23 protein-coding genes and 1 riboswitch are annotated in these 24,807 nt (G+C 64.2%); of the genes, 10 read left to right on the top strand and 13 right to left on the bottom strand.

Features of this window, described 5'->3' with window-relative positions; all coding sequences use genetic code 11:
• Positions 1-61 precede the first annotated feature (61 nt).
• On the bottom strand, positions 62-970 hold the full coding sequence (locus tag CXR00_RS10735) for a sugar-binding transcriptional regulator (RefSeq protein WP_104054854.1): 909 nt from the start codon (positions 968-970) through the stop codon (positions 62-64).
• Positions 971-1,242: 272 nt separating this feature from the next.
• Here CXR00_RS10735 and CXR00_RS10730 point away from each other — a divergent pair, with 272 nt between their 5' ends.
• Positions 1,243-2,952 carry a glycerol-3-phosphate dehydrogenase/oxidase gene (locus CXR00_RS10730; protein WP_104054853.1) on the top strand — a complete coding sequence of 570 codons (1,710 nt, stop codon included), beginning with the start codon at positions 1,243-1,245 and terminating at the stop codon, positions 2,950-2,952.
• A gap of 79 nt (positions 2,953-3,031) precedes the next feature.
• On the opposite strand, the gene CXR00_RS10725 is transcribed toward CXR00_RS10730, so the two are convergent.
• The 7 genes from CXR00_RS10725 to CXR00_RS10695 all read right to left on the bottom strand — a co-directional run bounded on the left by CXR00_RS10725 (position 3,032) and on the right by CXR00_RS10695 (position 11,675).
• Complete coding sequence (locus CXR00_RS10725) at positions 3,032-4,138, bottom strand: type I phosphomannose isomerase catalytic subunit (protein ID WP_258060425.1); 1,107 nt, start codon at positions 4,136-4,138, stop codon at positions 3,032-3,034.
• A gap of 223 nt (positions 4,139-4,361) precedes the next feature.
• A complete protein-coding gene (locus tag CXR00_RS10720; RefSeq protein WP_181032531.1) occupies positions 4,362-4,859 on the bottom strand; it encodes a CarD family transcriptional regulator in 498 nt (165 codons plus the stop codon).
• Between the two features lie 307 nt (positions 4,860-5,166).
• The gene (locus tag CXR00_RS10715) at positions 5,167-6,396 is read right to left on the bottom strand and encodes an acyl-CoA dehydrogenase family protein (RefSeq protein WP_104054476.1); all 1,230 of its coding nucleotides are present in this window, start codon (positions 6,394-6,396) and stop codon (positions 5,167-5,169) included.
• A gap of 35 nt (positions 6,397-6,431) precedes the next feature.
• Positions 6,432-8,129 (bottom strand): ABC transporter ATP-binding protein, encoded by a 1,698-nt coding sequence (locus CXR00_RS10710; protein ID WP_104054475.1) that lies wholly within the window; start codon positions 8,127-8,129, stop codon positions 6,432-6,434.
• A gap of 2 nt (positions 8,130-8,131) precedes the next feature.
• Positions 8,132-9,025 carry an ABC transporter permease gene (locus tag CXR00_RS10705; RefSeq protein WP_104054474.1) on the bottom strand — a complete coding sequence of 298 codons (894 nt, stop codon included), beginning with the start codon at positions 9,023-9,025 and terminating at the stop codon, positions 8,132-8,134.
• A complete protein-coding gene (locus CXR00_RS10700; protein ID WP_181032530.1) occupies positions 9,022-10,023 on the bottom strand; it encodes an ABC transporter permease in 1,002 nt (333 codons plus the stop codon). Before CXR00_RS10700 ends, CXR00_RS10705 begins: the two co-directional genes overlap by 4 nt.
• Entirely contained in the window at positions 10,020-11,675 is a 1,656-nt protein-coding gene (locus CXR00_RS10695) for an ABC transporter substrate-binding protein (RefSeq protein ID WP_237688697.1), read from the bottom strand. Before CXR00_RS10695 ends, CXR00_RS10700 begins: the two co-directional genes overlap by 4 nt.
• 104 nt (positions 11,676-11,779) lie before the next feature.
• Positions 11,780-11,878, bottom strand: a riboswitch (SAM riboswitch).
• A 302-nt stretch (positions 11,879-12,180) separates the two neighbouring features.
• On the opposite strand from CXR00_RS10695, the gene CXR00_RS10690 reads away from it, so the two are divergent.
• Positions 12,181-13,914 carry an MDR family MFS transporter gene (locus tag CXR00_RS10690; RefSeq protein WP_104054851.1) on the top strand — a complete coding sequence of 578 codons (1,734 nt, stop codon included), beginning with the start codon at positions 12,181-12,183 and terminating at the stop codon, positions 13,912-13,914.
• The gene (locus CXR00_RS10685) at positions 13,911-14,372 is read left to right on the top strand and encodes a MarR family winged helix-turn-helix transcriptional regulator (protein WP_104054472.1); all 462 of its coding nucleotides are present in this window, start codon (positions 13,911-13,913) and stop codon (positions 14,370-14,372) included. The genes CXR00_RS10690 and CXR00_RS10685 overlap by 4 nt, the downstream gene beginning before the upstream one ends.
• A gap of 101 nt (positions 14,373-14,473) precedes the next feature.
• On the opposite strand, the gene CXR00_RS10680 is transcribed toward CXR00_RS10685, so the two are convergent.
• Positions 14,474-14,761 carry a hypothetical protein gene (locus CXR00_RS10680; RefSeq protein ID WP_104054471.1) on the bottom strand — a complete coding sequence of 96 codons (288 nt, stop codon included), beginning with the start codon at positions 14,759-14,761 and terminating at the stop codon, positions 14,474-14,476.
• A gap of 45 nt (positions 14,762-14,806) precedes the next feature.
• Between CXR00_RS10680 and CXR00_RS10675 the strand changes: the two genes are divergently transcribed.
• Positions 14,807-15,178, top strand: coding sequence for a VOC family protein (locus CXR00_RS10675; protein WP_104054470.1), 372 nt, complete (start codon positions 14,807-14,809; stop codon positions 15,176-15,178).
• Between the two features lie 202 nt (positions 15,179-15,380).
• Positions 15,381-16,229: a hypothetical protein gene (locus CXR00_RS10670; protein WP_104054469.1), complete on the top strand. Its 849-nt coding sequence runs from the start codon at positions 15,381-15,383 to the stop codon at positions 16,227-16,229.
• On the opposite strand, the gene CXR00_RS10665 is transcribed toward CXR00_RS10670, so the two are convergent.
• Positions 16,195-18,066, bottom strand: a complete 1,872-nt coding sequence (locus CXR00_RS10665) for an ABC transporter ATP-binding protein (RefSeq protein ID WP_181032529.1) — start codon at positions 18,064-18,066, stop codon at positions 16,195-16,197. The two genes, CXR00_RS10670 and CXR00_RS10665, sit on opposite strands and share 35 nt — an antisense overlap.
• A 91-nt stretch (positions 18,067-18,157) precedes the next feature.
• On the opposite strand from CXR00_RS10665, the gene CXR00_RS10660 reads away from it, so the two are divergent.
• From CXR00_RS10660 to CXR00_RS10640, 5 genes are all read left to right on the top strand, one after another.
• Positions 18,158-18,637: a MarR family winged helix-turn-helix transcriptional regulator gene (locus tag CXR00_RS10660; RefSeq protein WP_104054467.1), complete on the top strand. Its 480-nt coding sequence runs from the start codon at positions 18,158-18,160 to the stop codon at positions 18,635-18,637.
• A gap of 455 nt (positions 18,638-19,092) precedes the next feature.
• Positions 19,093-19,935, top strand: a complete 843-nt coding sequence (locus CXR00_RS10655; protein ID WP_104054466.1) for an alpha/beta fold hydrolase — start codon at positions 19,093-19,095, stop codon at positions 19,933-19,935.
• Positions 19,928-21,466, top strand: a complete 1,539-nt coding sequence (locus CXR00_RS10650; RefSeq protein ID WP_104054465.1) for an ATP-binding protein — start codon at positions 19,928-19,930, stop codon at positions 21,464-21,466. The genes CXR00_RS10655 and CXR00_RS10650 overlap by 8 nt, the downstream gene beginning before the upstream one ends.
• 101 nt (positions 21,467-21,567) lie before the next feature.
• Positions 21,568-21,759: a hypothetical protein gene (locus CXR00_RS18555; protein ID WP_104054464.1), complete on the top strand. Its 192-nt coding sequence runs from the start codon at positions 21,568-21,570 to the stop codon at positions 21,757-21,759.
• Between the two features lie 94 nt (positions 21,760-21,853).
• A complete protein-coding gene (locus tag CXR00_RS10640) occupies positions 21,854-22,420 on the top strand; it encodes a GNAT family N-acetyltransferase (RefSeq protein WP_104054463.1) in 567 nt (188 codons plus the stop codon).
• Between the two features lie 13 nt (positions 22,421-22,433).
• On the opposite strand, the gene CXR00_RS10635 is transcribed toward CXR00_RS10640, so the two are convergent.
• The 3 genes from CXR00_RS10635 to CXR00_RS18260 form a co-directional block, all read right to left on the bottom strand.
• On the bottom strand, positions 22,434-23,057 hold the full coding sequence (locus tag CXR00_RS10635) for a maleylpyruvate isomerase N-terminal domain-containing protein (RefSeq protein ID WP_104054462.1): 624 nt from the start codon (positions 23,055-23,057) through the stop codon (positions 22,434-22,436).
• Complete coding sequence (locus CXR00_RS10630; RefSeq protein ID WP_104054461.1) at positions 23,047-23,493, bottom strand: VOC family protein; 447 nt, start codon at positions 23,491-23,493, stop codon at positions 23,047-23,049. The genes CXR00_RS10635 and CXR00_RS10630 overlap by 11 nt, the downstream gene beginning before the upstream one ends.
• 66 nt (positions 23,494-23,559) lie before the next feature.
• Entirely contained in the window at positions 23,560-24,714 is a 1,155-nt protein-coding gene (locus tag CXR00_RS18260; RefSeq protein WP_258060377.1) for an S-layer homology domain-containing protein, read from the bottom strand.
• Positions 24,715-24,807: the final 93 nt, after the last annotated feature.

Here is a 24,807-nt window from a genome sequence, read left to right as displayed (position 1 = left end):
GCACACTGGAGTCCCGGGCGGATCCGGACCCATTGTCACCGGACCGGCCAGACGCATCCACTCAGCAGGAGGCCAGCCTGCGGGCCGAGTTTTCATCCAGGATCAGGTCCGTCACCAGACCGGCGCGCAGCGCCCCCAGCAGGCTGGTGGTCTTGGCTTCCCCGGCCACCACGCAGATGCGGCGCGGGACCTGCCGCAGCTGGCCCAGCTCCGGGCCGGTGCTGCGGGCGTTGAGGCTGATGCCGTCCCAGGTGCCGTCCACGCGGTAGAACATGGTGGCGACGTCACCTACCACGCCTTCGGCCATCAGATCCTCCAGATCCTCTTCATCGAGGTAGGCGCCGTTGTAAACGTGGCTTGGAACGCCCGCCTCCATGGAGCCGACTCCGAAGATGGCGATGTTCATCCGGGCCTGCAGATCCAGCACGCGCTTCACGGGACGTTCGCGCCACATGGCTTCCTTGGTCTCCGTGTGGTCGAAGAACGCGGGCACCGGGAACTGCACCACGCGTGCGCCGTAGGCATGGCCGAAGCGCTGCAGGATTTCACTGGCATAGGTGATGCCCGAGGTGCGGAAATTGCCGGCACCATTCATCTGCACAACTGTGCTGTCATGGGTGTCCTTGACGCCCAGATGCTGGCTGACGGCGGTCAGTGTGGAGCCCCAGGCAACACCCACGATGGCGTCCGAATCAATCAGAGGATTGATGTGGTGGGCGGCTTGAACGGCAACACGCTGCAGAATCTGGGCGGGGGAAACCCCCTCCACCACGGGCACCACCTTGGCGTGGATTCCGAAGCGGGAACTGATTTCCTTCTCCAGCGCCGGAGCCCGGTCCGCAGCACTGTTGATCTTGATCTCCACCAGTCCGGTGCTGCGGGCATGCGAGAGCAGGCGGGAAACAGTGGAGCGCGAGATCCGCAGTTCGCGGGCGATGGCTTCCATGGTCAGGTTCTGCAGGTAGTACATCTGTGCCGCCCGCAGGGCGTCCCGGTCGCGTCCTTCCGCCTGAGGGGCAAAACCCTCCCCGTGCCGTGCAGCGGAACGCTTGGTGACACCAATGTTCACTTGTTGTCCACCCAATCCGCAAAGAACCTCATGTATCCATTATGTCAGGGTGCACGTTTGTGCATCGGCTCGATGCCTGGGCCCTCAGGCTTCGAGCATGGATGGATATGGCAAAGCCGCCACAGAAGCGTTTGGAGATAGTCGTGGACAATTCCGTGAATCCCGCTAAGGGAATGACCGCCGCCCGTCCGGTGGTTCAGCAGCTGAAGGACCGCCCCCGGGCCTCAGTGCTGATCGTCGGCGGTGGCATCAATGGCGTAGGCACATTCCGTGACCTGTCGCTGCAGGGCGTGGACGTAGCCCTCGTGGAACGCGGGGACTACTGCCAGGGCGCTTCCGGTGCCTCATCCCACATGATCCACGGCGGCATCCGCTACCTGGAAAACGGCGAGTTCCGGCTCGTGCATGAGTCCGTCGTCGAGCGCAATGCGCTGCTCCGACTGGCCCCGCACTATGTAAAGCCGCTGCAGACCACCATCCCGATCACCAGCACCTTCTCAGGCATCACCGCGGCCCCGCTGCGCTTCCTGACGCACAAGCAGGGCAAGCACACCGAGCGCGGCGCCGTGCTCATCAAAGCCGGCCTGCTGATGTACGACTTCTTCTCCCGCGGCGGCCGCGTGGCTCCGCGCCACAACTTTGTCGGCAAGAAGAAGTCCCTGCAGGAACTGCCCAAACTGCGTTCCGACGTCAAGTACACCGCCACGTACTTCGACGCCTCGGTCCACAACCCCGAGCGCCTCACCCTGGACGTGCTGCGCGACGGACTCGAAGCCAATCCGCAGTCCCGCGCCAGCAACTACGTCTCGGCCGTGGGCACCACGGACGCCGGAACGCTGCTGCGCGACGAACTGACGGGCGAAGAATTCCTGTTCGAAGCCGACGTCGTCATCAACGCCACCGGCGCCTGGGTGGACGAAACCAATGATTCCTTCGGAAAGCGCACCTCCTTCATGGGTGGCACCAAGGGCTCACACATCGTCCTGGACCACCCGGAACTGCTTGAAGCCTGCAACGGCCGCGAACTGTTCTTCGAGCACACCGACGGCCGCATTGTCCTCATCTACCCGATGGGTGACCGCGTGCTGGTGGGCACTACGGACATCGACGCCGACATCACCGAGGACTCGGTCTGCACCGATGAGGAAATCGAGTACTTCTTCGAACTCGTTGCGCATGTGTTCCCGACCATCGACGTGCGCCGCGACCACATCGTGTACACCTTCTCCGGTGTCCGTCCGCTGCCCAAGCACGATGACACGCAGCCCGGCTTCGTGTCCCGCGACTACCGCATCGAAAAGCGCATGGACCGCCGCGCCGGCAAGAACGTCACCACCCTGTCTCTCGTGGGCGGCAAGTGGACCACGTTCCGCGCCCTCTCCGAAAACCTTGCTTCCGAAGCCATGACCGCACTGGGCATGCCGCGGAAGACGACGACGTCGGAGCTTCAGATCGGTGGCGGCAAGGACTTCCCGCGCACCGAAGCGGAAGAGCGCCTGTGGGTCAACCGCACGGCCAGCGAGGTTGCCGACCGCGACCGCGTCCGCGTACTGCTGACCCGCTACGGCACCCGCGCCACCGATGTTCTCGAGTTCCTGGCGAAGGGTGGAGACCAGCTGCTGGCCTCCACTCCCGAGCTGAGTACCCGTGAACTCACCTACATGGTGGAAAACGAGCAGATCACCCGTCTGTCCGACATCCTGATCCGCCGCACGTCACTGGCCTTCCGCGGCCTGGTGACCGAGGAGATGCTCAATGAGCTGGCGGAACTGCTTGCTCCCCAGCTGGGCTGGGATGAGGAAGAAGCCCGGGTCCAGGTGCAGGGTGCACGCGACCTGCTGGTGAACAAGCACGGCATGAAGATTGGTGTGCCGGTAGCCTAGGCACCCACCAAAATTCAAACAGCAGAGGGAGGACACCAGTGGTGTCCTCCCTCTGCTGTTTGTCTGCCGGGCGCCGCAGCTAGAGTGCCGACGCCACGAAGACCTGGGACGGGCCGGTGAAGGTGGCCGTCACGGGCGCCCCGGCGTACAGGATCTTTGTTTCGGGAAGCATTTCAGCCGTGACCTCCTCCACGGTGATGGAGGCGGGATCCATAGCAGCCAGCACAACGCTGAACGGCCCCACAATGACGGGCTTTGGATCTTTCCCCACAACCACCCGCCGCAGGTCCAGGTCGTCGCTCCACAGCGGTATGCGCTGCTCGCCGTCACCGAGCTCGAGTACGGGCAGGGCAGAAGGCTGCGGCTGTCCGGTGCTTATCAGCTGCAGCAATTCGGTGAGGTCCACCTGCTCCGTGGTGAGGGCGGCGTGCAACGCATTATCGGAGATGCCCATAACCACCACAGCCTGGCCGGACAGATAGGTATGCAGGCATCCGGGAGGGATCACGGTTGCCTCCCCGGGATTCAGCTGGATCAGTTTCATGCAGATGGCCAGCAGGATGCCGCGGTCGTGCGGGAAGAGCTGCTGCAGGCGGCGCACTGTGGCGACCGCCTCTGCAGCCGGTCCGTCAACGGACCGGCATCGCTCCACCGCCTCGGCTGTTTCCCGCAGGGCAGATTTGGTTTCGTCTGGCGACATGCGCAGAACGGAATGGATGGCAGTCTCATGGCGGAAGCGAAGGTAGGAACGCAGCCAGGGCAGTTCCAGCCCGGACGCGATGGCCTCAAGTTCCTCGATGCTCCGTTCTCCGGCAAGCACGCGCAGGGGGGTGAGGGCTACCGCCACCTCACATTTCGGGTTGCGGTCCTTGTAGTGGCGGTTTCCGGCGTTCAGGGGCACGCCCCGGGCCTGCTCCCGTATGAAACCGGTCAGCGCCTGCTCCCAATGCGGGTGCAGCATGATCGGAGGCGGAACATCCGCGTCCAGGACCCGGAGGCTAAAGGGGAACGGCGAGCCGGTTTTGACTTCAGCATGGGGGACCGGAAGCGACCGGTCTCCGGCAAATTGTTCGAGCGTTTGCCGAAAGGTCGCGGGATCCCATTCAATGAGCAAACCGCGGGAAGGAAGCGGCGGAGGCCGATGAACAGGCGTTAGGGACCTTGAGACGGCGGAATCGGTACGCACTACAGTCACTTAAATCACCAAAATGGACCAGAGACGGAGGGACGGGGATCGGAGGGTCCGCCGTGGAAAATATCTGATCCTCTTAATTGTAGGCACTGCCGCAGCAGAGTAAACCCCTATCCGGAGGAGGCAAGCTGTGACGCTGCCCATCGATCGGCGGGCTGGTCTGCGGCGTCACAATCATGAATCCGCGGGCCTCCGGCCCGAAGAATCCTGATACGGCTTAAGACGCCTCAGGTTCGGTGGCAGCGCACCACACGGCGTCAATCATGTCCGATGCTGCCTGCTCCGTAATAGCAAGCGCCAGCGACACTTCCGTCAACAGCGGCTGCCGTGCATGGCGCAGCATTTCCCGTTCCGCCTGGGAAAGCCCGTGCGAGTTGTTTCGGAGCATCAGATTGCGCACGACGGCGGCAATCACCAGAGGGTCGCCCGTGGCCAGCTTTTCGGTATTGTCCTTAAACCGCCGGGACCACTGGTGATCCTCCTCGTCAGCCGGGCCCCGCAGGACCGAAAACAGCGTGTCCAGACCGGTTTGGTCCAGGACGGGCCGCAGGCCCACACGCTCAATCTGATCCAGGGGAACCCAGACCATCAGATGGGAGGCCTGCACTTCCAGGACCATGCAGTCCTTCTGCAGACGCGGATGGATTTGAAAAGAGCTGACCACTGCTGGGCCGTGATGGGGATGAACCAGAACCTGACCTTTGGAAAATGACAATTGGCACCTCCGGCAGAAGCTGAAGGCCCGGCTCAATGCCCCAAACCGGTGTCACCAGTCAGCGGGACGATTGTTTCAACGGTTCACCGGGAGAGAGTAGCGGCAAACAAATCTGAAAGCGCGGATGCAGCTGAACCGTACGGACGGAGCCGCCCACATCCGCGAGCCTGGCACTGCCTCCATTTTACGCCGACCCCCACCCCTTCTGCCGAGTCCCGGGGGAACAAGTGCGGGCCGCTGCACCTAAATCCCTGATCCGGCTGCACTAAAGGTGCTCCTGCCGGACGGGCAGGCAGGAGCACCTTTGTCACCGGGCTGAGGCGGAGGCAGGAGCAGGAGCCTCACCCGCCCGCCACACGAAGTCGGGAATCGTACCGTTGATTTCCCAGTCGCCCACGATCCGTGACTTGTAGATGACCGGATTGTGGGAGGAAATGGTCCGGGCATTGCGCCAATGCCGGTCCAGCTGCAGTTCCTGCCGGGTTGAAGAGGCACCGAGGGCATTGAAGAGAAGGGAAGCTGCCCGCTGGACCTGCTCGGTCACCACAATCTGCGCCTGCGAAGAGGCGAACTCCACCGCTGTGACCGCGGCGTCTGCGAGCGCGCGCGACGGTTGGAGATGCGCCTCGTAGGCTTCCTGCACCAGTTCGGCCACCCGGAGGGAAGCTGCTTCGGCAGAGAACGCCAGCGCTGATACTTCCCCCACCACCTGCTGCACCTGGATATCCGCGCTGGGCCGGGTGCCGTTTCCGTTGCTGAAGGTCCTGGTCCTCTTGCGCACTTCGAAGACCACGTCCCCGAGCGCCGCACGGGCTATGCCGGCAAGGGTCGCCACATGGATGAGCTGGTATACACCGGTGCTGTACGGCGGATGCGCCGCCTCCGTGATGACGTCGCCAGCGGGGACGAACACATTGGTGAAGACCGACGTTCCGCTGGCGGTCAGCCGCTGGCCAAAACCGTCCCAGTCATCGATCACCTCAACGCCCGGATTATTGCGGTGGACCAGGGCTATGACGTCCAGGCCCTCGGCTGTGCGGGCACCCGTCTGGATCCAGTCCGCGTACAGGCTTCCCGTCGTGTAGGACTTGGTGCCGTTAACCCGGTAACCCGCACCGTCCACCGTGATGGTGGTGCTGACCCCGCCCACGGGGACCGGTCCGCTTTCGGTCCAGGCATTGCCCACCACCGCCCCGTCTGCGATCCGGCGCAGCCACTTCGTGTTGTTGGCATACAGCAGGTCCTCCACGAAGGCGACGTGGCAGCGCAGGGCCTGGGCCAGATTTGATTCCGCCGCCGCCAGCTCAATGAGCAGCCGGAAGAAGTCCGGGGCGGACACGCCTCCGCCGCCGAGTCCGGAGGGAACCCGCAGGGACGTGAAGCCCGCTTCGGCAAGGCGGCGGACTTCATCGTGCAGCAGGATGCGTCCGCTCTCCCGCCGGGCTGCACCCTGGGCGATGTCTGCAAACAGCGGGCGGAACCGGGCCGCCAGTTCCGCATAGCTGCGGGCGGAGGAAGCCAAAATCTCGGTGGTCATGAAAAGGGTCCTTTCGGGGAGGTCTATAGCGGGGTTCATGCGTGCAGGTCGGTGGCGGAAAGGCGCCGGGGCATCTGGGGCACGGCAGCGAGCAGGGCCTTGGTGTAGTTGGTTGTCGGAAAGTTGAAAAGCGATGACGCGCTGCCGGATTCCATGACACGGCCGTCCTTCATCACCAGGACGTCGTCGCTCACATGGTGGATCACGCCGAGGTCATGACTGATGAACAGATAGCTCAGGCCATGCTGTTCCTGCAGATCCGCGAGGAGATCCAGGACCTGGGCCTGGATGGACACATCCAGCGCGGATACAGGTTCGTCGAGCAGCAGCACGCGGGGCCGGAGCGCCAGGGCGCGGGCGATGGCCACGCGCTGGCGCTGCCCGCCGGAGAGGGTGAGCGGCTGCCGGCGAATCAGGTCCAGGGGCAGCCCAACCTGACCGAGCAGTTCCGCGGCGCGGTCCCGGAGTTCACCGGGCGTGCCGGTGCCCCCGGCCTCCAAGGCGTCGGTAATCACCCGCTCCACGCTGAAGCGCGGATCAAAGGAGCTCAGCGGGTCCTGGTTCACCAGCTGGATGTCCCGCCGGTGCGGACGCCGCATCTCTTCGGTGACCGGCGCCCCCTGGACGTTCCCGGCCCACGGCAGCCCGCCGAGCCGGACCGTCCCCGCATCCGGTTCCGTAAGTCCCAGGACGATGCGCGCCGTCGTTGACTTGCCCGATCCGGACTCGCCCACGATGCCCAGGGTTTTGCCGGCCGGCAGCGTAAAGGAGACATTGTCGACCACTGTGCGGGAGGAGCCGTCCGGAGACGCATAGGCCTTGACCAGGTTGCGGGCTTCGAGCGCCGGAGAATCCGCGGAGAAAGCCGAGGCCCGTGCCGGGCCTGCGGACTTCACTTGCCGGGGCAGGGACGAGAGCCGGGTGCCCTTGCCGCGGCCGGCGGGAACGGCATCGATCAGCTGTCGGGTGTACTCGTGGCGCGGGTTGCCCAGCACTTGCGCCGCCCGCCCCGACTCGACTATCCGTCCGTGCTGCATCACGGCGATTTCATCGGCGAGCCGGCTAACCACGGCAAGGTCATGGGAGATGAAGATCAGCCCGCGGCCCTGTTCCTTCAGACCCGCCAGCAGTTCGAGGATCTGGGCCTGGACGGTGGCATCCAGTGCGGTGGTTGGTTCATCGGCAATCACCAGCTGCGGATTGAGTACGGTGGCCTGCGCAATCAGCGCGCGCTGCCGCAGCCCGCCGGAGAGTTCACCGGAGCGCTGCCGCGCCCGGACCTCGGGATCGGTGATGCCGGCGGCGCGCAGGGCGGCGAAAACCCGTTCCTGGCGCTCCTCCCGTCCATGGACGCCGTGGGCGCGGAGGGCTTCGTCGATTTCCCGGCCGACCGTGCGCAGGGGATCCAGGGACACGAGGGCATCCTGGAGGACATAGCCGATGTGTTTTCCCCGCAGTCTGCGCCACTGCCGCTCGGAAAGCCGGGCTGCATCGTGCCCGAGCACGTCCAGGCGGTCCGCGGATACCCGGGCGTTGGGTGCGTTGAGCCCTACGAGGGTGCGGGCCGTGACGGTTTTGCCGGATCCGGATTCCCCCACCAGGGCCAGCGCCTTCCCGGGGGCAAGGGCCAGCGAAACATCACGGACGACGTCAACGGTGCCCCGCGCGGTGGAGAAGGAAACATTCAGGTTGTCGATGGCGAGCAGCGGCTGCTGCGGGGTGTGCGGTGTCATGGTCAGACCTCTGCTTCGAGTCGGCGCTGCAGGTGATGGCCCACCACCGTGGTGGTCAGGGCCGCGAGAGTGATGAATATCCCGGGGAACGCGGCAATCCACCAGGCGATCTGGAGGTAGTTGCGCCCGTCGGCGAGCATTGCGCCCCATTCGGCGGCCGGCGGCTGTGCGCCGAGTCCGAGGAAGCTCAGGGAGGATGCCCAGACAATGGACTGTCCGATGCCGAGCGTGACGAGGACAAACAGAGGGCGCGCCACGTTGGGGATGATGGTGTGCCGGAGGATATGGGAGCGTGACCGGCCCAGGGAGAGAGCCGTTTCCACATAGGGGGCGGCCACCACCTGCAGGGTCTGGGTGCGGAGCATCCGGGCGTAGCCGGGGGCGGATCCGATTCCCACGGCAACCGCGGCGGTGACGACGCCGGTGCCGGAGACGGCGATCACGATCAGGGCCAGGAGCAGGCCGGGGAAGGCGAAGAGGATTTCGACGAAACGGCAGATCGCCGAGTCGAGCCGCTTGCCGGACACTCCGGCAGTAATGCCCAGTGCACCGCCCAGGATCAGCCCGATGGCCGTGGCCGCCAGGCCCAGAAGCAGTGATTGGCCGGTGCCGGCGATCACCCGGGACAGGATGTCGCGGCCGTTCTGGTCGGTGCCGAACAGATGGGAGGCGCCCGGCGCCTGGAAGGCGTTGGCGGGATCAATCTCATAGGGGTCCTGCCGCAGGAACAGGGAAGGGGCGACGGCGGCGAGCACCAGGAACACCAAAAGCGCGCCGGCCATCCACACACCGGCGGGAGTGCTGCGGACCAGCCGCAGGGTGCGCGAAGGCGTCCCGCCGGTCAGCGGGCCGGTAGGCTCTTGCACTGTTGAGGCGGGTCTGGCAATCGTGGTCATGCTGCACTTCCTGTCGGGTTGCTGCGGGGGTCCACCGCGCGGTAGAGGAGATCCACGGCGAGGTTCACGAGGATGTAGACGGCGGCAATAATGAACACCACGGCCAGGGTTACCGGCATATCGCGGTTGATGATGGCATCCACGAGGGAACGCCCCAGCCCGGCCCGGGCAAAAATGATCTCGGCGACGACGGCGGAACTCACCAGTGAGCCCACTGCCCACGCGGAGAGCGTGAGGCCGGGCAGGATGGCGTGCCGCAGGGCATGCGTCAGCCGCACGGCGGCGTCGCTCAGCCCCCTGGCACGGGCGCTCAGGATGAACGGCTGAGCCAGGGCTTCTTCGAAGGAGGACCGGGTGACCTGGGCGATGAACCCGGACAGGGGGATGGCCAGTGAGAGCGCCGGCAGGACGAGCGAGCGGAAGCCGTCGTCTCCGGCTACCGGGAACCAGCCCAGGATGACGGCGAAGAGGACCGCAAGCATGATGCCCACCCAGAACGGGGGAAGGGAAGCGAAGAACACCTCCAGGGTCCGGCCGACGCCGTCGAGCAGGCGTCCGCGGCCCACCGTGAGGAGCGTGAATGCCAGGGCGATGACCCATGCGAAGGCCAGCGCCAGTCCGGCGAGCTGCAGGGTGGGAAGGATCTGCGGGCCGATGATCTCGATCACGGGAACCTTGAAGATATAGGACACCCCAAAGTCCCCGGTAATCAGGTTGCCCAGATAGGAGAGGTACTGCAGAAGAACGGGCCGGTCGAGTCCGTACTGGGCTCTTACCGCTGCCACCGTCTCGGGCGACGGGGAGGATCCGGCACCCCCGAGGATCGCTGTTACGGGATCGCCGGGCGTGAGGTGCAGGACAAAGAAGGTGAGGGTGACGGCCGCCCAGAGGACAAAAACGCTGCCGGCGGCCCGCTTACCGACAATGCGGCCGGTGCTGCCTCCGGACACCGTTGTGCGAGGTGCCGTGTTGAGGGGATCAAGGGATTGGGTGCTCATTGGGGATCCACCGCCGTGACGTCGTAGAGGTAGGGGAGGGAAAGGCTGGGTTCAAGGGTGAGGTTTGTCCAGCGGTCGCTGCGCAGGGCCACCTGGCTGGCCTGGTTGTAAAGCGGCAGCTGCAGGGCGTGGTCGCTGACGATCTGCTGGGCCTGGTGGTAAAGGTCCTTCCGGACGGCAGCATCGTCGGTGGCAAGTGCCGCGTTCAGGATCGAGTCCAGCCCGGGATTGCGAAAGCCCGATCCGTTGGCTACAAAGCCGGCAGACTCGGTGTATTCCGAGGAGAAGACAATGCGGAGCACATCGGCGGTGTTGGTGTTCCAGTAATCGGCGCGAAGGTCGTATTCGAAGGTGTTGCCCAGTTCGCTCACGGTTGCTGCGTCGCCGTTCTCGATCAGCACCTCGAAGCCGGCCTGCTTCGCTGTCGCCTGGATTTGAGTGACCAGCGCCTGGTGCGCAGCGGGCCAGGCTCCGGGGGTGTACGGGAAATGAACTCTCAGGCGCTCGCCGTCTTTCACCCGGTATCCTTCGGCGTCGTGCTCCGTCCAGCCGGCATCATCGAGCAGGCGGGCTGCTTCGGCGGGGTCCGGGTCATAGACGTGCTCAAAATCGGGGGAGTAGAAACCGGTGGTGGAGCTGAGCGGCCCGCCGGCCCGGGTGACGGTGCCGAAGTAGACGCTGTTGATGCCCGCGTCCACGTAGGCGCTGTGCAGGAAAGCCTTGCGGACGTTGAGGTCGTCAAACGGCGCACGGGTGGTGTTGAGGATGAGGTTGGTAGGGTTTCCGGGCCGGTCACGCAGGGTCAGCTCCACGTTTCCGTCCGCTTCCGCCTCGGCAAAGTGGACCGAGGGCATGAGGTCCAGGGCGTCCGCCTGGCCTGCCCGCAGCAGGCCGTACCTGGTGGAGTCTTCGGGAACAATGCGCCATTCGATCTTCTCAATGTGTGCCGGGCCGTCATGCTGCGCGTAGGGCGGAGCGGAGTTGTAGTCTTCGTTGCGGACCAGGGTGACCTTGGACTGCGGGACGTAGTCCAGGATCTTGTACGGTCCCGAGCCCACCGGCGAGTGGCAGTTTTCCACTTGCGGCCGCTTCAGGGCCGCGGGTGACTGGATGCCGAGGAAGGGCTGGGCGAGCACCTCAAGGAACGCCGCATACGGGCGGTTCAGGGTGACGACGGCGGTGGTCGGGTCCACTACCTGCGTGGACTCGTAGGGTTTGAGGTAACCGCCTGCGGTACCTGACTGGGTGTTTGGATCCACCATGTGGTCCAGGTTTGCCTTCACTGCTTCCGCGGTGAGTTTTGTCCCGTCGGTGAACCAGACGTCGTCGCGCACTGTGAAGGTGTAGGTGAGGCCGTCGCCGGACACTGACCATGCTGTGGCGAGCCACGGGTGGATGGTGCCGCCGCTGTCCTGTGAAACGAGGGAATCCAGGTAGTTCGCTGCGATGGATGCCTGCGGCATGTCGCCGTCCACGTGGGGATCCAGGCAGGAAATGTCCTTGCCGGTGGCAAAGACAAAGGTGTCGCTGCCGCTGGCTGCGGCCGGCCCGCCGCAACCGGAAACGGCAGTGGCGAGCATGGCCCCTGCCGTGAGGACGGCGAGGGTGCGGGGTATCTGGGGATGGGGTTTGGGAGGTCTTGCTGGGCTCACGTCAGGCTCCTGAATCATCGCCCGGCGGAGGGCGACGCAGGTTCGCCGGCGTCAGCTTCGCCGTGCCGGGGCAGGGCGAAGCTGACCAACGAAAGCGCGCAGCTTCTCCATCGGTCCTGGCAGTAGCACCGTTCCCCGCTGCTGGGCGGGGAGGGTTGCTGCGGCGTCGTCGATCCAGGTCTCTCGGCCGCTCGGGATGGTTAAGGAAAAGCTAGCCCATGGATCACGGCCGGGCCAGCGATGACCGTTTTTGACCTCAGGGGCGTCTCGGTGCGTCATCGGCGGTCACAGAGGTTCACGGCGGTGCCATCCGGACCCGGGACCGGGCGTCCGGCCAAGGGTGTGCGATACGCCACGAAATTAGTTGACTAAGGGCAATTACTTATATAGTTGATCTAAATCAACTACTAGCAGGAGCCCGATGTCCCCCGCAGAACGTCCCCCCGAAAAAAAGTCCGAAAAGAAGGCCAAGGTGCCCAAGCGGACCGCCTCCCCGGACGGGACCATGACTCACAAGCAGGTGCTGGAATCCCTTTCCGGCCTGCTCCTTGGCATGTTTGTCTCGATTCTGGCGGGCACGGTGGTTTCCACCTCCCTGCCGCTGATCATCTCGGACCTTGACGGCAACCAGTCCGCCTACACCTGGGTGGTGACGGGAACACTGCTGGCCACAACGGTGTCAACGCCGCTGTGGGGCAAGTTTGCTGACCTGTTCAACCGCAAGCTGCTGATCCAGCTCGCTCTTGGCATCTTTGTGCTCGGCTCGGCCCTGGCCGGCTTCTCGCAGGACACCAGCACGCTGATTGTCTTCCGCGTGCTGCAGGGTCTGGGTGCCGGTGGTCTCGCCGCGCTGAGCCAGATCATCATGGCTGACATCATCAGCCCGCGCGACCGCGGGAAGTACGCCGGACTCTTTGGTGCCGTCATGGCGGTGGGCACAGTGGGCGGACCGCTGCTGGGCGGTGTTGTCACTGACGCCTTCGGCTGGCGCTGGAACTTCTTCATTGCCCTGCCGGTGGCGGTGGCTGCCATCATCCTGCTGCAGATGACCCTGCACCTGCCCCAGCACGCCAAGCGCAAGGTCCACATCGACTACTTGGGTGCTGTCCTGATCGCCGGCGGTGTGTCGCTGCTGATGATCTGGGTGACCCTGGCGGGCAACCAGTTCGGCTGGGCCTCGCTGGCCTCCTTCCTGACGGTCGCCGGATCCGCCTTGCTGCTGATCGCTGCCGTGCTGGTTGAATTCAAGTCCCCGGAACCGATCATTCCGCTGTCCATGTTCAAGAACCGCACCTTCACCCTTGCCGTCGTGGCGAGCATTTCCGTGGGCGTGTCCATGTTCGGCACTTCTGTGTTCCTGGCGCAGTACATGCAGCTGGCCCGCGGTGCCACCCCCACCGAGTCCGGCCTGCTGACCATCCCCATGATGGCCGGCCTGCTGGTCTCCTCCACGCTGTTCGGAACGATCATCAGCCGCACCGGCAAGTGGAAGGCCGTGATGATTTCCGGCGGTGTGCTCACCGTGGTGGGTTCCATCCTGCTGAGCACGCTGGCCTATGACACCAACCTGGTGCTGGTCGGCATCTACATGGCCGTTCTGGGCGCAGGCCTGGGCATGCTGATGCAGAACCTGGTGCTCGTGGTCCAGAACTCCATTGAGGTGAAGAACCTCGGTGTGGCCACCAGCGCGGTGACCTTCTTCCGCAGTCTCGGCGGCACCGTGGGTGTTTCCGTGCTGGGTTCGGTGCTCGGGACCATCGTTGCCTCCGAAATCAAGGACGGCATCGGTGCGCTGGCGCCGGCTGACCAGGCTGCGGCCGCCGTGGCCCTGGGCAGCGGATCCATCCCCAAGGTCTCCGAACTTCCTGACGCCATTGCCGTGCTGGTGGAAAGTGCGTACGGCGTCGGCGTCGGCTCGGTCTTCCTGTACAGCGTTCCGCTGGCCGTCATCACGCTGCTGGCTGTCATCTTCATTCCGAACGCCAAGCTTGGCCGCCAGAATGCCGTACAGCTGAAGAAGGCCGCCGCAACCGCTGATCCTGCGGCGACCGCCGGCATCGCCGTAGCTTCCGCCCCGGCGGAGACCCGGGCATCCGACACCGCTGCGGATTCAGCGGCCCGGAACGAACGTCCCTCACCGGCCGAGCTTGCACTGGCCGACGTGGCGACGGGCGCCGTGGCCCTGGTGGATCCGGTCTCACCGGTGAGGACTGCCAACCCGGAGAGCCAGCCCAAGTGACACCGCAGGAGCTGGGCCGGACAAAGGCCCTGCACGAGGTTGAGGAAAACCTGCGTCTTCTCACGGAAACCGTTCGCAGCCGCATGCGGGACGCAGCCAAGGGCATCGACCCGACCCTGCCCCTGTTTGGCCTCAAAATGCTGCAACTGCTCAAGCGCGAGGGCCCGCTGCATTCCGGAGCGGCGGCAGACCTGCTGATGGTGGACAAAAGCGTCATCAGCAGGCAGTCGCGACAGCTCGAGGAACTGGGACTGATTGAGGTGCAGGCCGACCCCCGGGACGGCCGCGCCCGCGTGCTGGTCCTGACACCGGCCGCAGAGGAACGGGTGGGCTCTGTCCAAACCGGCATTATGCTGGACAGCCACATCCTGGATGACTGGTCGGCGGAAGAGCTGCATGAATTTGCCGGCTATCTCTCCCGGCTTCGCAGCCCCAGTACGCTGGCAGACGCGAGCTGAGGCCAGTCCCTGCGGATAAAGACAGAACAAGCCGGACCCGACAGGGGTCCGGCTTGTTCTGTCTTACCGGCAGGGACTGCTGCGCCCGGAGGGCGGCATTCCTATTCCGCGGGGCGCTCCGACCCGGTATGAGGCGCCTCGGGACCCCTGGCATTCTGGTTTCGCCTGCGGCTGCGGGACGACAACATGGAGAAGGCGGTGCTCAGCACAAAGAACTCGCTGACGAAGCCCATGGGGCTGGCCGGCAGGGGAGCAAACTGATGGAACAGCACCAGCGCTGACACCATGAGGATGATCGGATGTGCCCGCAGGATCCATTCCGCGGGCACCTCACGGGGCCACGGAAAGAAACCTGCGTCGGCAGCTGTGTCGGCGCGGGATATCTTCATGGCTCCATCTTGCCAGATACAGGCCGAGGGAATATGTTTCCAGCCATGGCTATCGCACGCACTCCCACCACTGTCATTGACTGCCCTGATCCCGCGGCACTTGCCACCTTTTACGGTGCCCTGCTGGATTGGACGGTGAACCTGCATGAGGATGAATCCTACGACGGCTGGACTGACATTACCGATGCCACCGGCCAGCGCTATTGCTTCCAGCAGGTGGAAAACTACACGGCGCCGGTCTGGCCGGAACAGGATATTCCGCAGCAGGTGCATATTGATGTGGATGTTGATGACCTGGATGAAGCCGAGGCGGCGGTGCTGCAGCTCGGTGCCACTAAGCATCCGTACCAGCCGGGTACCACCTTTCGCGTTTTTCTGGACCCGGCCGGACACCCGTTCTGCCTCTGCCTGGCGTAGCGGTAATTACCCCTGATGGTGCGGGCGGGCGTCCATTCATTGGCCTGTACCAATATGTGGAGTCAAAACCCCTGAATATGGCCACAGACCCTGTTTATTCATCTGTTGGAAAGGATAATAGGAGCTAGTCGGTCGGCAGTTATACCAGCATTGGCACAGTTAGTGCCGCAGATGCCGGATAGCCGGGGCAGGGGGCGAAGATATGACCGCAGAATGGCTTGTCTTCATAACTAGTCTGGTCTCTTTGCTGGCATGGCCGGCAGCCATCGTCGTGCTTCTGTTTCTCTACAAGAAGCCGGTTATCAGTCTTGTCCTTGCACTGTCAGAGCGGATAGCGGAGTTAAAGGAAGTGTCGTCACCCCTGGGCGGGGTCAAGTTTTTCCGTGAGCAGGTGGAGGAAACCATCGTGACACTCACGGAAGGAGCAGCCGAGGCGTCTTCCGCCGAACGGAGTATCCGCGCATCCGCCTCAACGTCCACCGGCGGCTCCCGTGAGGAAACGCCAAAACTCGTCCGGAGGGCGGACCGAGATAACCCGGAGAGCCATGGTTCGGATATCCGGAGGGGATTGGCTCACCGGAGCGATTCGGCAGCGAGTGGATTGGCCGACCGGCGTCCTATTGCATATGCCGAGATGGCCGCAAACTGGATTGACGCAATCGAGAGAATGAAACAGGCAGACGCTAGTGTTGCCACGCTTCGGGCCGGAACCTCAAAGTGGGCAACGTGGGTCAATAGACTGCAGGACATTGCAGACCTTGTCTCCCCGGCAGCTGCGGTGAAAGAAGCTTATTCCGAGGTGGAATATGCCGCTCAGGGATGGGTGAAACTGAAAGAACCCGAAGCGTCGCTAAAGGGTCATGACCTTATCCGGGCACTGAGAAATTCCGACACCCCCAGATACATCGCTGACAGCGTCGATCAACTCCGGTTACTTCGGAACTTCCTGGCCCATAACGGTGAATTCATCAGTCCATCAATGGACATCCGTGAATACGCCTCCATAGCGTGGACTCTCATTGAAGGATTCCAGTCCCTGCAGCAGGAATAGAGGCGCTCCTGGCGGCCAGCCGGGCAAACGCGCCGCCCGCTTCCCGCAGACGGGCGGGAGTGCCGCGCTCGACGATCTCTCCGGCGTCGAGCACCACCACCTGGTCCGCGTTCTCCACGGTGGACAGCCGGTGTGCGATGGTCAGCGTGGTCCGGCCGGCGGACAGCCGCTCCAGGGCGGCCTGTACCTGCGCCTCGGTGGTGTTGTCCAGTGCCGAGGTGGCCTCGTCCAGCACCAGTACCGGCGGGTTGCGCAGGATGGTGCGGGCAATGGCCAGGCGCTGCTGCTCGCCACCGGAGAAACGGTGTCCGCGTGCGCCCACCAAGGTGTCCAGCCCTTGGGGCAGGGCGCCGATGGAGTCTGCGATCCGGGCCGCTGCCAGTGCCTGCCACAGCTGCTCATCCGTGGCTTCCGGAGCGGCCAGCAGGAGGTTTTCACGGACGGAGGCATGAATCAGGTAGGTCTCCTGTGACACTACGCCGACAATTCTTGCCAGATCCTCCGGCGCAATCTCCCGCAGGTCCACTCCGTCGATCGTGACGCGGCCGCTACTGACATCGTTGAGCCGCGGCAGCAGCGATGCCAGGGTGCTCTTGCCGGAACCGGTTGCCCCCACGACGGCGGTGGCGGTACCCGGGGACAGCGTCAGGTCGATGCCGCGCAATACGTCCGGACCGCCGTCGTACGCGAACCGCACACCCTCGAACCGTACTTCTCCGCGCACCGTGGCCGGGTCCAGCCGGACGGGATGTTCCGGCGCCTTGATGGCCGGAACCAGATCAAGGTATTCGAAGATCCGGGAAAAGAACGCCAGCGCGGTAACCCACTGCACGCCGATGTTCAGCAGGCCCATTACCGGCCGGAAGATGGTCCCCTGCAGGGCGGTGAAGGCAACCAGGGTGCCAATGGTCATGCCGCCGCTCGTGGCAGGGAAACCTGCGGCGAGATAGATGACGGCGGGAATGGCTGCGAAGACAATCTGCATGGTGGCCATCCGCCAGCGTCCGGCGAGCTGGCTGCGCAGCTCCAACCCCACGAGTTTCTCCGAGCGGGCGGTGAAGCGGCTGGCGTCGCGGGGAATGGTGCCCAGGGTTTTAGCCAGGCGCACGCCGGAAACGGACAGGCCCTCCTCCACCTGGGTGTGCAGGGCGGCGAGTTCGCGCTGGCGCTCGTCGGTGACCTCGCGGCGGATTTTGGCGACGCGGCGGGACAGCCAGATGGCCGGCGGCAGTACGATCAGCGAGATCAGGCTCAGCCCGGGGGAGAGGGCCACCATCGCCACCGCGGTGGCAACCGCCGTCGTGAGGTTGGAGGCAACGCCGGTGGCGGTGGTGGTGACGACTGACTGCATGCCGGAGATGTCGTGCGTGAGGCGGGACTGGACTTCGCCGCCCCGGGTCCGGGTGAAGAAGCCCAGCGACTGGGACTGCAGGTGGGTGAAGAGATTCACGCGCAGGGTGTGCATGACACGCTGGCCCATGGCCGTGGCCAGCCAGGTCTGCACCACACCGATCGCCGACGTGACGGCGGCAACTCCCACCATGGCAGCGGTGAGGAAGGCCAGGAGGCGGACGTTGCCGTTGGGCAGGGCATCGTCGATCACAGCGCGCACCAGGAACGGCTGCGCGAGCCCCACCACTGAAGCTGCGGTGATGAGCAGGACGACGACGGCGATGGTTCCCTTGTGCGGTGCGAACAGCGCCGCGATGCGGGAGAGTGAAACGGGATGCTGCTTGAGCTGTTTTTTGTCCGCCGGGTTGAGTTTCGCGGGTCCGCGGCCTCCGCGGCCGCCACCTCCGCCGTCGTCGCCGGGGCTCTCGATTGCTGATATAGCCAAAGGTCCTCCTGATGCTGCCGGTGTTGTACTCGGCAGCTAATACAGAGGTTACCTCACTATGTGGTTACCGCGAAATGGGTAGACTGGGTTCATGATAGATGCCTCCGCCGATCCGGCGGCCCTGGGAGACCTGATGCACGCCGCGTTCCGCGGACTTCGGAAGCGCTGGATGCTCCAGCTTGCTCCGTTCGATCTGACGCCGCACCAGTTTCGTGCTCTGAATGCCGTGGCGCGTGCTGCCCTCACATCCTCTGGATCGAAGGGTGAGCCGGGGCCGGAGGAGACTCCGGGGCTGCGGCTGAAGGAGCTGGCGGAACGGCTGCGGATCGCTCCGCGGTCAGCCACCGAGGTGGTCGACCAGCTTGCTGCGAAGGGTCTGATTGAACGGACGCCGCATCCAACGGACCGCCGGGCGACGCTGCTGGCGCTGACCGCTGAAGGGGAAAGCTTGCGGAAGCAGGTTTTGGCGGACCGGAAGCGGGAGGCTGATGAGTTTTTCTCGGTGCTGGAGCCCGCAGATCGAGCTGAGCTGGTTCGGATTCTGGGCGAGCTGGTGCCGGAGCGCGGGTAGATACGGACTGGCGGACGCAGGGGAGACCCATGCGGGTGCATGAACTTCTGCCTCGCTGCTTATTCTGTTAGATTGCCTTCGGGGGATCTAAGAGCGCTTTCTCCGGCGTCCCCTGTCGGTCATTGGAATTCCCACCGCTGATCGGCACTGTCTCAAACAAAAAGGTCTCGGCTTACATGCGTGCATCACCCCGCATTTCCCATGCTCTCCGCGTCTCGCTTCGGGGAACAGTTCAGTATCGATGACAAACATCACCGCCTGACGCACTCCGCCCTTTAACGGATGTTCCGCCCCGCGGACGCATTTTCTCCCGGCGGCGGAATCCCTTGTCTGCTTCGCGCCGGCGAAACGCCCGTGCTCTTCCCGTCGTCCTGCGGATGTTTAGTCTGCCGTGGTCTTGTGTTCAGAAACCACCACTGTACGAACAGTCATAATCAACCCAAAGCAGGTGCAGGATGAACGAGGATGCAGCAATCAAACCGGTGAGCGCGGATACGGTTTTCCATCGAAACAACGTGAAGGTGCTGGGACGTTCGGACGGACCGGCCCTGGTGCTGGTGCAGGGCTTCGGCTGTGACCAGGTTATTTGGGACCGGATTCTGCCGGAGTTTACGCAAACCTGCAAAGTGGTGCTGTTGGACCATGTGGGAACAGGGTGGGCCGAGCCTGCCGCCTACTCACCGGAAAAATACGCTTCGCTGGAGGGATATCTGGCTGACCTGCTGGAGGTCCTGGATGCCCTGGAACTGGAAAACGCCACGGTGGTGGGTCACAGCGTCGCCGGAATGATGGCCCTGGCCGCATCCGTGGAAAGCTCCCGCATCGGGCGGCTGGTTCTGCTGTGCACGTCAGCCTGTTATCTCAACCAGCAGGGGTATGAAGGCGGCTTCGACCCGGAAAACGTGGAGGACGTGCTGCGGGCCGTCGACGCCAACTATCCCTTGTGGGCCGCTGCCGCCGCTCCGGGCATCACGGGAACGGAGCCCGGCTCCGGGCTCAGCGCCGAACTGGCCGAGCGGATGTGCCGGCTGCGGCCCGAATACGTCCGGGATTTTCTGCGGATGTCCTTTGCGGCGGATGTCCGGCCGTTGCTGGAGCGGGTTCCGGCTCCGGCGCTGATCCTTCAAACACATGCTGATCCGTTGACTCCGGAAGCAGCCTCCAGCTACCTCCACGAGCACCTGCCGGGCAGCACGCTGAAGCCACTGGACATCCGCGGGAACATGCCACATCTGAACGCCCCTCGCCAAACCGCGTCGGCCATTCTGGCGTACATGGAAAGCGTCCCTGGTGAATAGCACTTATGAGGCGCATTTCCACGCGGCTGCGTCCGGATATCTCGTCCTGGCAACAGACGGCACGATCCTGGATGTCAACCGGACACTGGTCTCCTGGACCGGGCATTCCCGTGACGGGCTGATCGGCGGCAACATTGTGGACCTGCTGCCTGTTGGGGACCGGATTCTCTTCGCTTCCCATGCAGCGCCCCAGTTGGCCGTATCCGGGTGTTTCAACGAAATGGCAGTGGAGCTGCTTTCCGTTGGCGGGAAACGGATCCCTGCCCTTCTTTCCGGGGTCCGTTCCGGGGGCGGCGACGGTGGGCTGGACCGCATTTCCGTCTTCAACGCCTCTGAGCGCCGATCCTATGAACAGGAATTGCTCGCCGCCCTGCGCAAGGCGGAGGCCGCAGAAGCGTCGCGTGCCGCAGTGGAGGCTGAACTTCGGGCAAATCAAAGGGAACTCGAAGAAAAGGACCGCATTCTGGAAGCCAATCTGGCGGAGAGCAGGAAGCGTGAGGCCCTGCTGGCCACATTCCTGGACACTGCCGACGTCGGGCTGCTTGTCCTGGGGGAGCAGGGGGAGGTGGTGCTCACCAACGCCCACCTGGTGTCCACCTGGCGTGCGGCCGTAGGAAATGCCTCCGTTGCCGAGATGGAGCAGTTGGTCTACCGGCCGGACCGGGAAACGTTGGTTCCAACTCCGGAACAGCCGTTCCATCGGGCTGCTGCCGGGGAGTCCTTCTCCAATGAAGTGATTTGGTTGGCCCCTGGCAGCGATAAGGAAATGGCCGTCGACATCTCTGCCCGTCCGATCCGAACCGATGGCGTTTTCTCCGGATCGGTGCTTGCCTTCAATGATGTCACCCGGCTGGTCCAGGCAGTGGCGGCGCAGGAGGAGTTCGTGGCCAGTGTTTCCCACGAACTGCGGACCCCGCTGACCTCTATCATGGGATACCTCGACCTTGCCCTGGAGGACGAAACCCTGTCCCCGCATGTCAGCACCGTCCTGGGGGTGACGCTGCGCAATTCCGAACGGCTGCTGAGCCTGGTCTCCGATTTGTTGTCGGTGGCCTCCGGGAGCAAGAAGATGGAACGCCGGCCGGTGAACCTGGCCGAGATCGTGCACGCGGGCCTGGTGTCCGTGACACCCAAAGCCCGGGCCAATGCGGTGGTGCTGGAAGAGGATCTTCCTGCCTGCCTGACAGTGGAGGTGGATCCGCAGCGGCTGGCCCAGGTGGTCGACAACCTGCTCTCCAATGCGGTGAAATATTCGCCCGGCGGCGGCACCGTCAGCGTCCGTCTCCGGCAGGAACGCGAATCGATCCGTCTGACTGTGTCCGATACCGGTATCGGGATGAGTCCGGCCGAGCGGGAGCAGGTGTTCACTAAATTCTTCCGGAGTCGCAGGGCGGTGGCTTCGGCGGTTCCCGGCGTCGGACTGGGTCTGGTCATCACCAAAAATATTGTGGAGGACCACAATGGTGAGCTGACATTCACCAGTGAACCCGGGCGGGGCTCCACTTTCACCGTCATCCTGCCCGTGAGGTGACTTGCGGCAGACAGCAATTCCGTTTTGTATACCCGAGGGGGTATCTGTCATGCTAGTGGGGGACGCAGCGTCCTGAAGCAAGCGAATTGGAGTTGGCAAGAATGTGCAGAGCAGTCACCTGCCGGAAGTGCGGCAAAACCACCTGGGCGGGTTGCGGAAACCACGTGGATCAGGTCATGCGCGGCGTGGCAAAAAACGATCGCTGCACCTGTTCCACAGCAAAGACCGGGAAAACGGCTCCCGCCGCGGCAAAGTCCGGTGCAGGCTGGCTTGGGAAGCTGTTCGGCCGCTAACCGCGGTGCAGGCTAAGTCAGGTCCGGCGCGGTTGCCGCGCCGACCGGGCCGCCGGTGTCAGGGAGCCGGGCTTCGACCCATCAGAATGGCGGGATGGATATCAGCCCAGAGACTCCGCCCTGGCCGGCCATCGACCCGTCCCACGGGGACGTGATCCTTCGCCGGTTTCAGGATGAGGACGCCGCCATGGCGATGAAACTCGCCACAGACCCCTACGTACCCACGGTGGGAACCCTGCCGGCCAATGCGACTCAGGACGAAGCCCTCGGGTGGGTCGAACGGCAGCGGCAGCACCACATCCGCGGAACGGGGCTGGCCTTTTCCATCGCCGACGCCGGGACCAATCATTGCCTGGGGCAGATCGGACTGTGGCTCCGAGAGCTGGGAGCGGGCCGTGCCCAGGTCGGCTATGCAGTCAGCCCGGACGACCGCGGCCGCGGCGTGGCCGCAGATGCGTTGCTGGCACTGTGCGGTTTCGCCTGGACCATTCCCGACCTGCACCGGATTGAGCTGTATATCGAACCCTGGAACACGGCCTCCGTCCGCACTGCGGAAAACGCCGGTTTCTCCCGCGAGGGACTGCTCCGCAGCCACCAGGAAATTGCGGGAGCCAGGCGGGACATGCTGCTCTATGCCGTTGTCCGGGAGGCAGTGCCGTAGCCCGGGACCGTCATCACCAGGGGGCCAGTTCCGTTTCCGGGTCCAGGGGTCCCCGGCCGGACAGCCAGGCCATGAACGCTCGCCGGTCACCGGACGAAATGAGCCGGTCGGCAGCGCCGGCCAGCAAATTCTGTAAATCCCATGCCACATATTCCTCCGGCCAATCCGCAGGGGTGTAGCCGAGCCCCAGATCCACATGGTGCATCTCGATTTCACGCAACCTGTGTGCCGGGCACGCCCACACGCCGTAGTCCGATCCACCGAGGAAATGACCGTTGGGCCATCCTGCCGCTGCGTACCGGTCGAAGACCTGCTCAAGCCGGGATTCGCTGGCTTCCAGATCGGCAACGAGCTCGTCCGCTGATCGCCCGGCACCCGCCTTGATTTCCTCCTCCCGCTGTTTGCTGCCGCCCAGGTACTTGGGCAGATCGAGTCCGTCCAAAGCCCCCGTTATTCGCCGGGCGTGGGAATCGGCATTGCGAGCCACATGCGTGAGAACGTGCCCCACGGTCCATCCGGGCAAAAGACTGGCAGCTCGGACATCGGAGTCTGTCAGCTTGTCCGCACTCCGCAGGAGCCGTGTGTGAGCTTCCTGGCACAGTTCCGATGCGCGCTGTGGATTGGCATCAAGATTCATGGAGCCCGTTCCCTTCGGTTGCGGATTTGACTGCAGAAGCTGCTGCCGGCTCGTACCCGATCAGCCAGTGCAGGCCGTACCGGTCAACCACCTGCCCGTCGGAGGCGCCCCACGCCTTGGGGGCCAGCGGATCAACTATCCGGCCGCCGTCGGACAGCTGTGCAAACCATTCATGCAGGAGCGCCGGTTCGGCGGTCCCCAGCAGGGAGAGCATTACCCCCTGAACCTGAACGCTCTTTTCCTGCCGGCCGGCGTCCGCCCCGGCCAGCGTGACCACACCGTCAAGGACACCGTGGGCGATGGCACCGGGCGGACCGCCGCTGCCGAAGTCCGCGTTGGTGTGCAGGGAAAGCTCTCCGCCGAACACGCCGGCATAAAAGGTCAGGGCTTCGCGCGCAGTCCCCGGGAAAAGGACGTAAACCATGGGTGCCGTCATGCCGCTGAGGGTACATGATCGACGCCGGGTTGGGAGCGGTGGCGTCCCTCCCAACCCGGCGTGGGTTTACCAGCCCCGCTGATCGAAGCGGTGCATGAACGCTGCCATGGCATCACGGGCCACAGCCTGCCCCGGAGCGAAGGTCCTTGTGCCGTTGGGCTGCAGCCAGCCGGTGGAGATGCCCTGGTCTGCGAGCCACGAGATCTCCTTGTAAAACTGGTTTCCCGGGGTGACGTCAGTGAAGACGGATGTCTTGGGCGGGGTGTACGCCGGTGAACCGGCGCTGCGGTACAGGAAGGCGGCCATGGCATCGCGGCGGACGGTGTCCAGCGGACGGAAGGTGCCGTCCGGCCAGCCGGTGGTGATCTTGGTTCCGGCAAGCCAGGTCATTTCTTTGTAGAACTGCTGGCTGGGGGACACGTCCTTGAAAGGGGAGACGTTTTGCGGCCTGTGCTGGGGCGATTCCGCCAGCCGGTACAGGAAGGCCGCCATTGCGTCGCGGCGCACAGAGTCCAATGGACGGAAGGTTCCGTCGGGCCATCCGGTGGTGATGCCCTGCTCGGTCATCCAGCGGATATCTTCGGCAAAGGCTGAACCGTTCGGGACGTCCTTGAAAACGGCTGGCGGCATGGGGGCAATGCTGGCGAGATACTCTTCCGCCGTCGCAAACGTCTTTTGCGGCACCTGCCCGTACTGGTAGTACGTGGTGGTTCCCCACATGAAACCGTCCTGCTTGTCGAACGCGATTCCCACACCCATGACGTTGTCCGCGGGCCGGCTCATGTTGGCGTTGTGTCCGGGGGAATTGATCCACTGGTCCACCATGGACTGGCCCGTGCCGTAGCTGTTGTAGGCGACGTTCTCGGCAGCGGAGACAAAACCGGATTCAATCCGCTTGTCCTTGGCATACCCTGAGGAGTGCTCCAGCGTTGTTGTGTCCGCCATGCGGGTGGACCACTCCTGGGCCACGAGTGAAGCGTTCGCACCGATCCGCAGCGGCTTGAGGCCTTTGCCTTTACGGAAGGCATTGATTCCGTTGAACACGTCAATGATCTGCTGCTTGCTCTGAGCGGGGGTGCTTTGGGGTGCGGCAAGCTCTGCGGGCGCAGGGATCGGCGCCGGTTCCACGGCAGACGCCGGGGCAGCCGTGAGCAGTCCTGCCAGCATCAGGGATGCCGTGACGGCCATGGGTTTGGATAGGCGGCGGGAGCCGGGGCTCATAAGGAAGTGCCTCTCAGTAGCGGTGCGGGTGGGTTTCAGCCTAACGGGTGCCCGTGAGGCACACTCTTCATGGCGCGGCGCGGGGCGGCAGCC

Source organism: Arthrobacter sp. 9E16 (genome assembly GCF_002929435.1).
GTDB lineage: Bacteria > Actinomycetota > Actinomycetes > Actinomycetales > Micrococcaceae > Arthrobacter_B > Arthrobacter_B sunyaminii.
The sequence above is the reverse complement of the archived record's forward strand: the minus strand, read 5'-3'. Positions and strand labels throughout refer to the sequence as shown.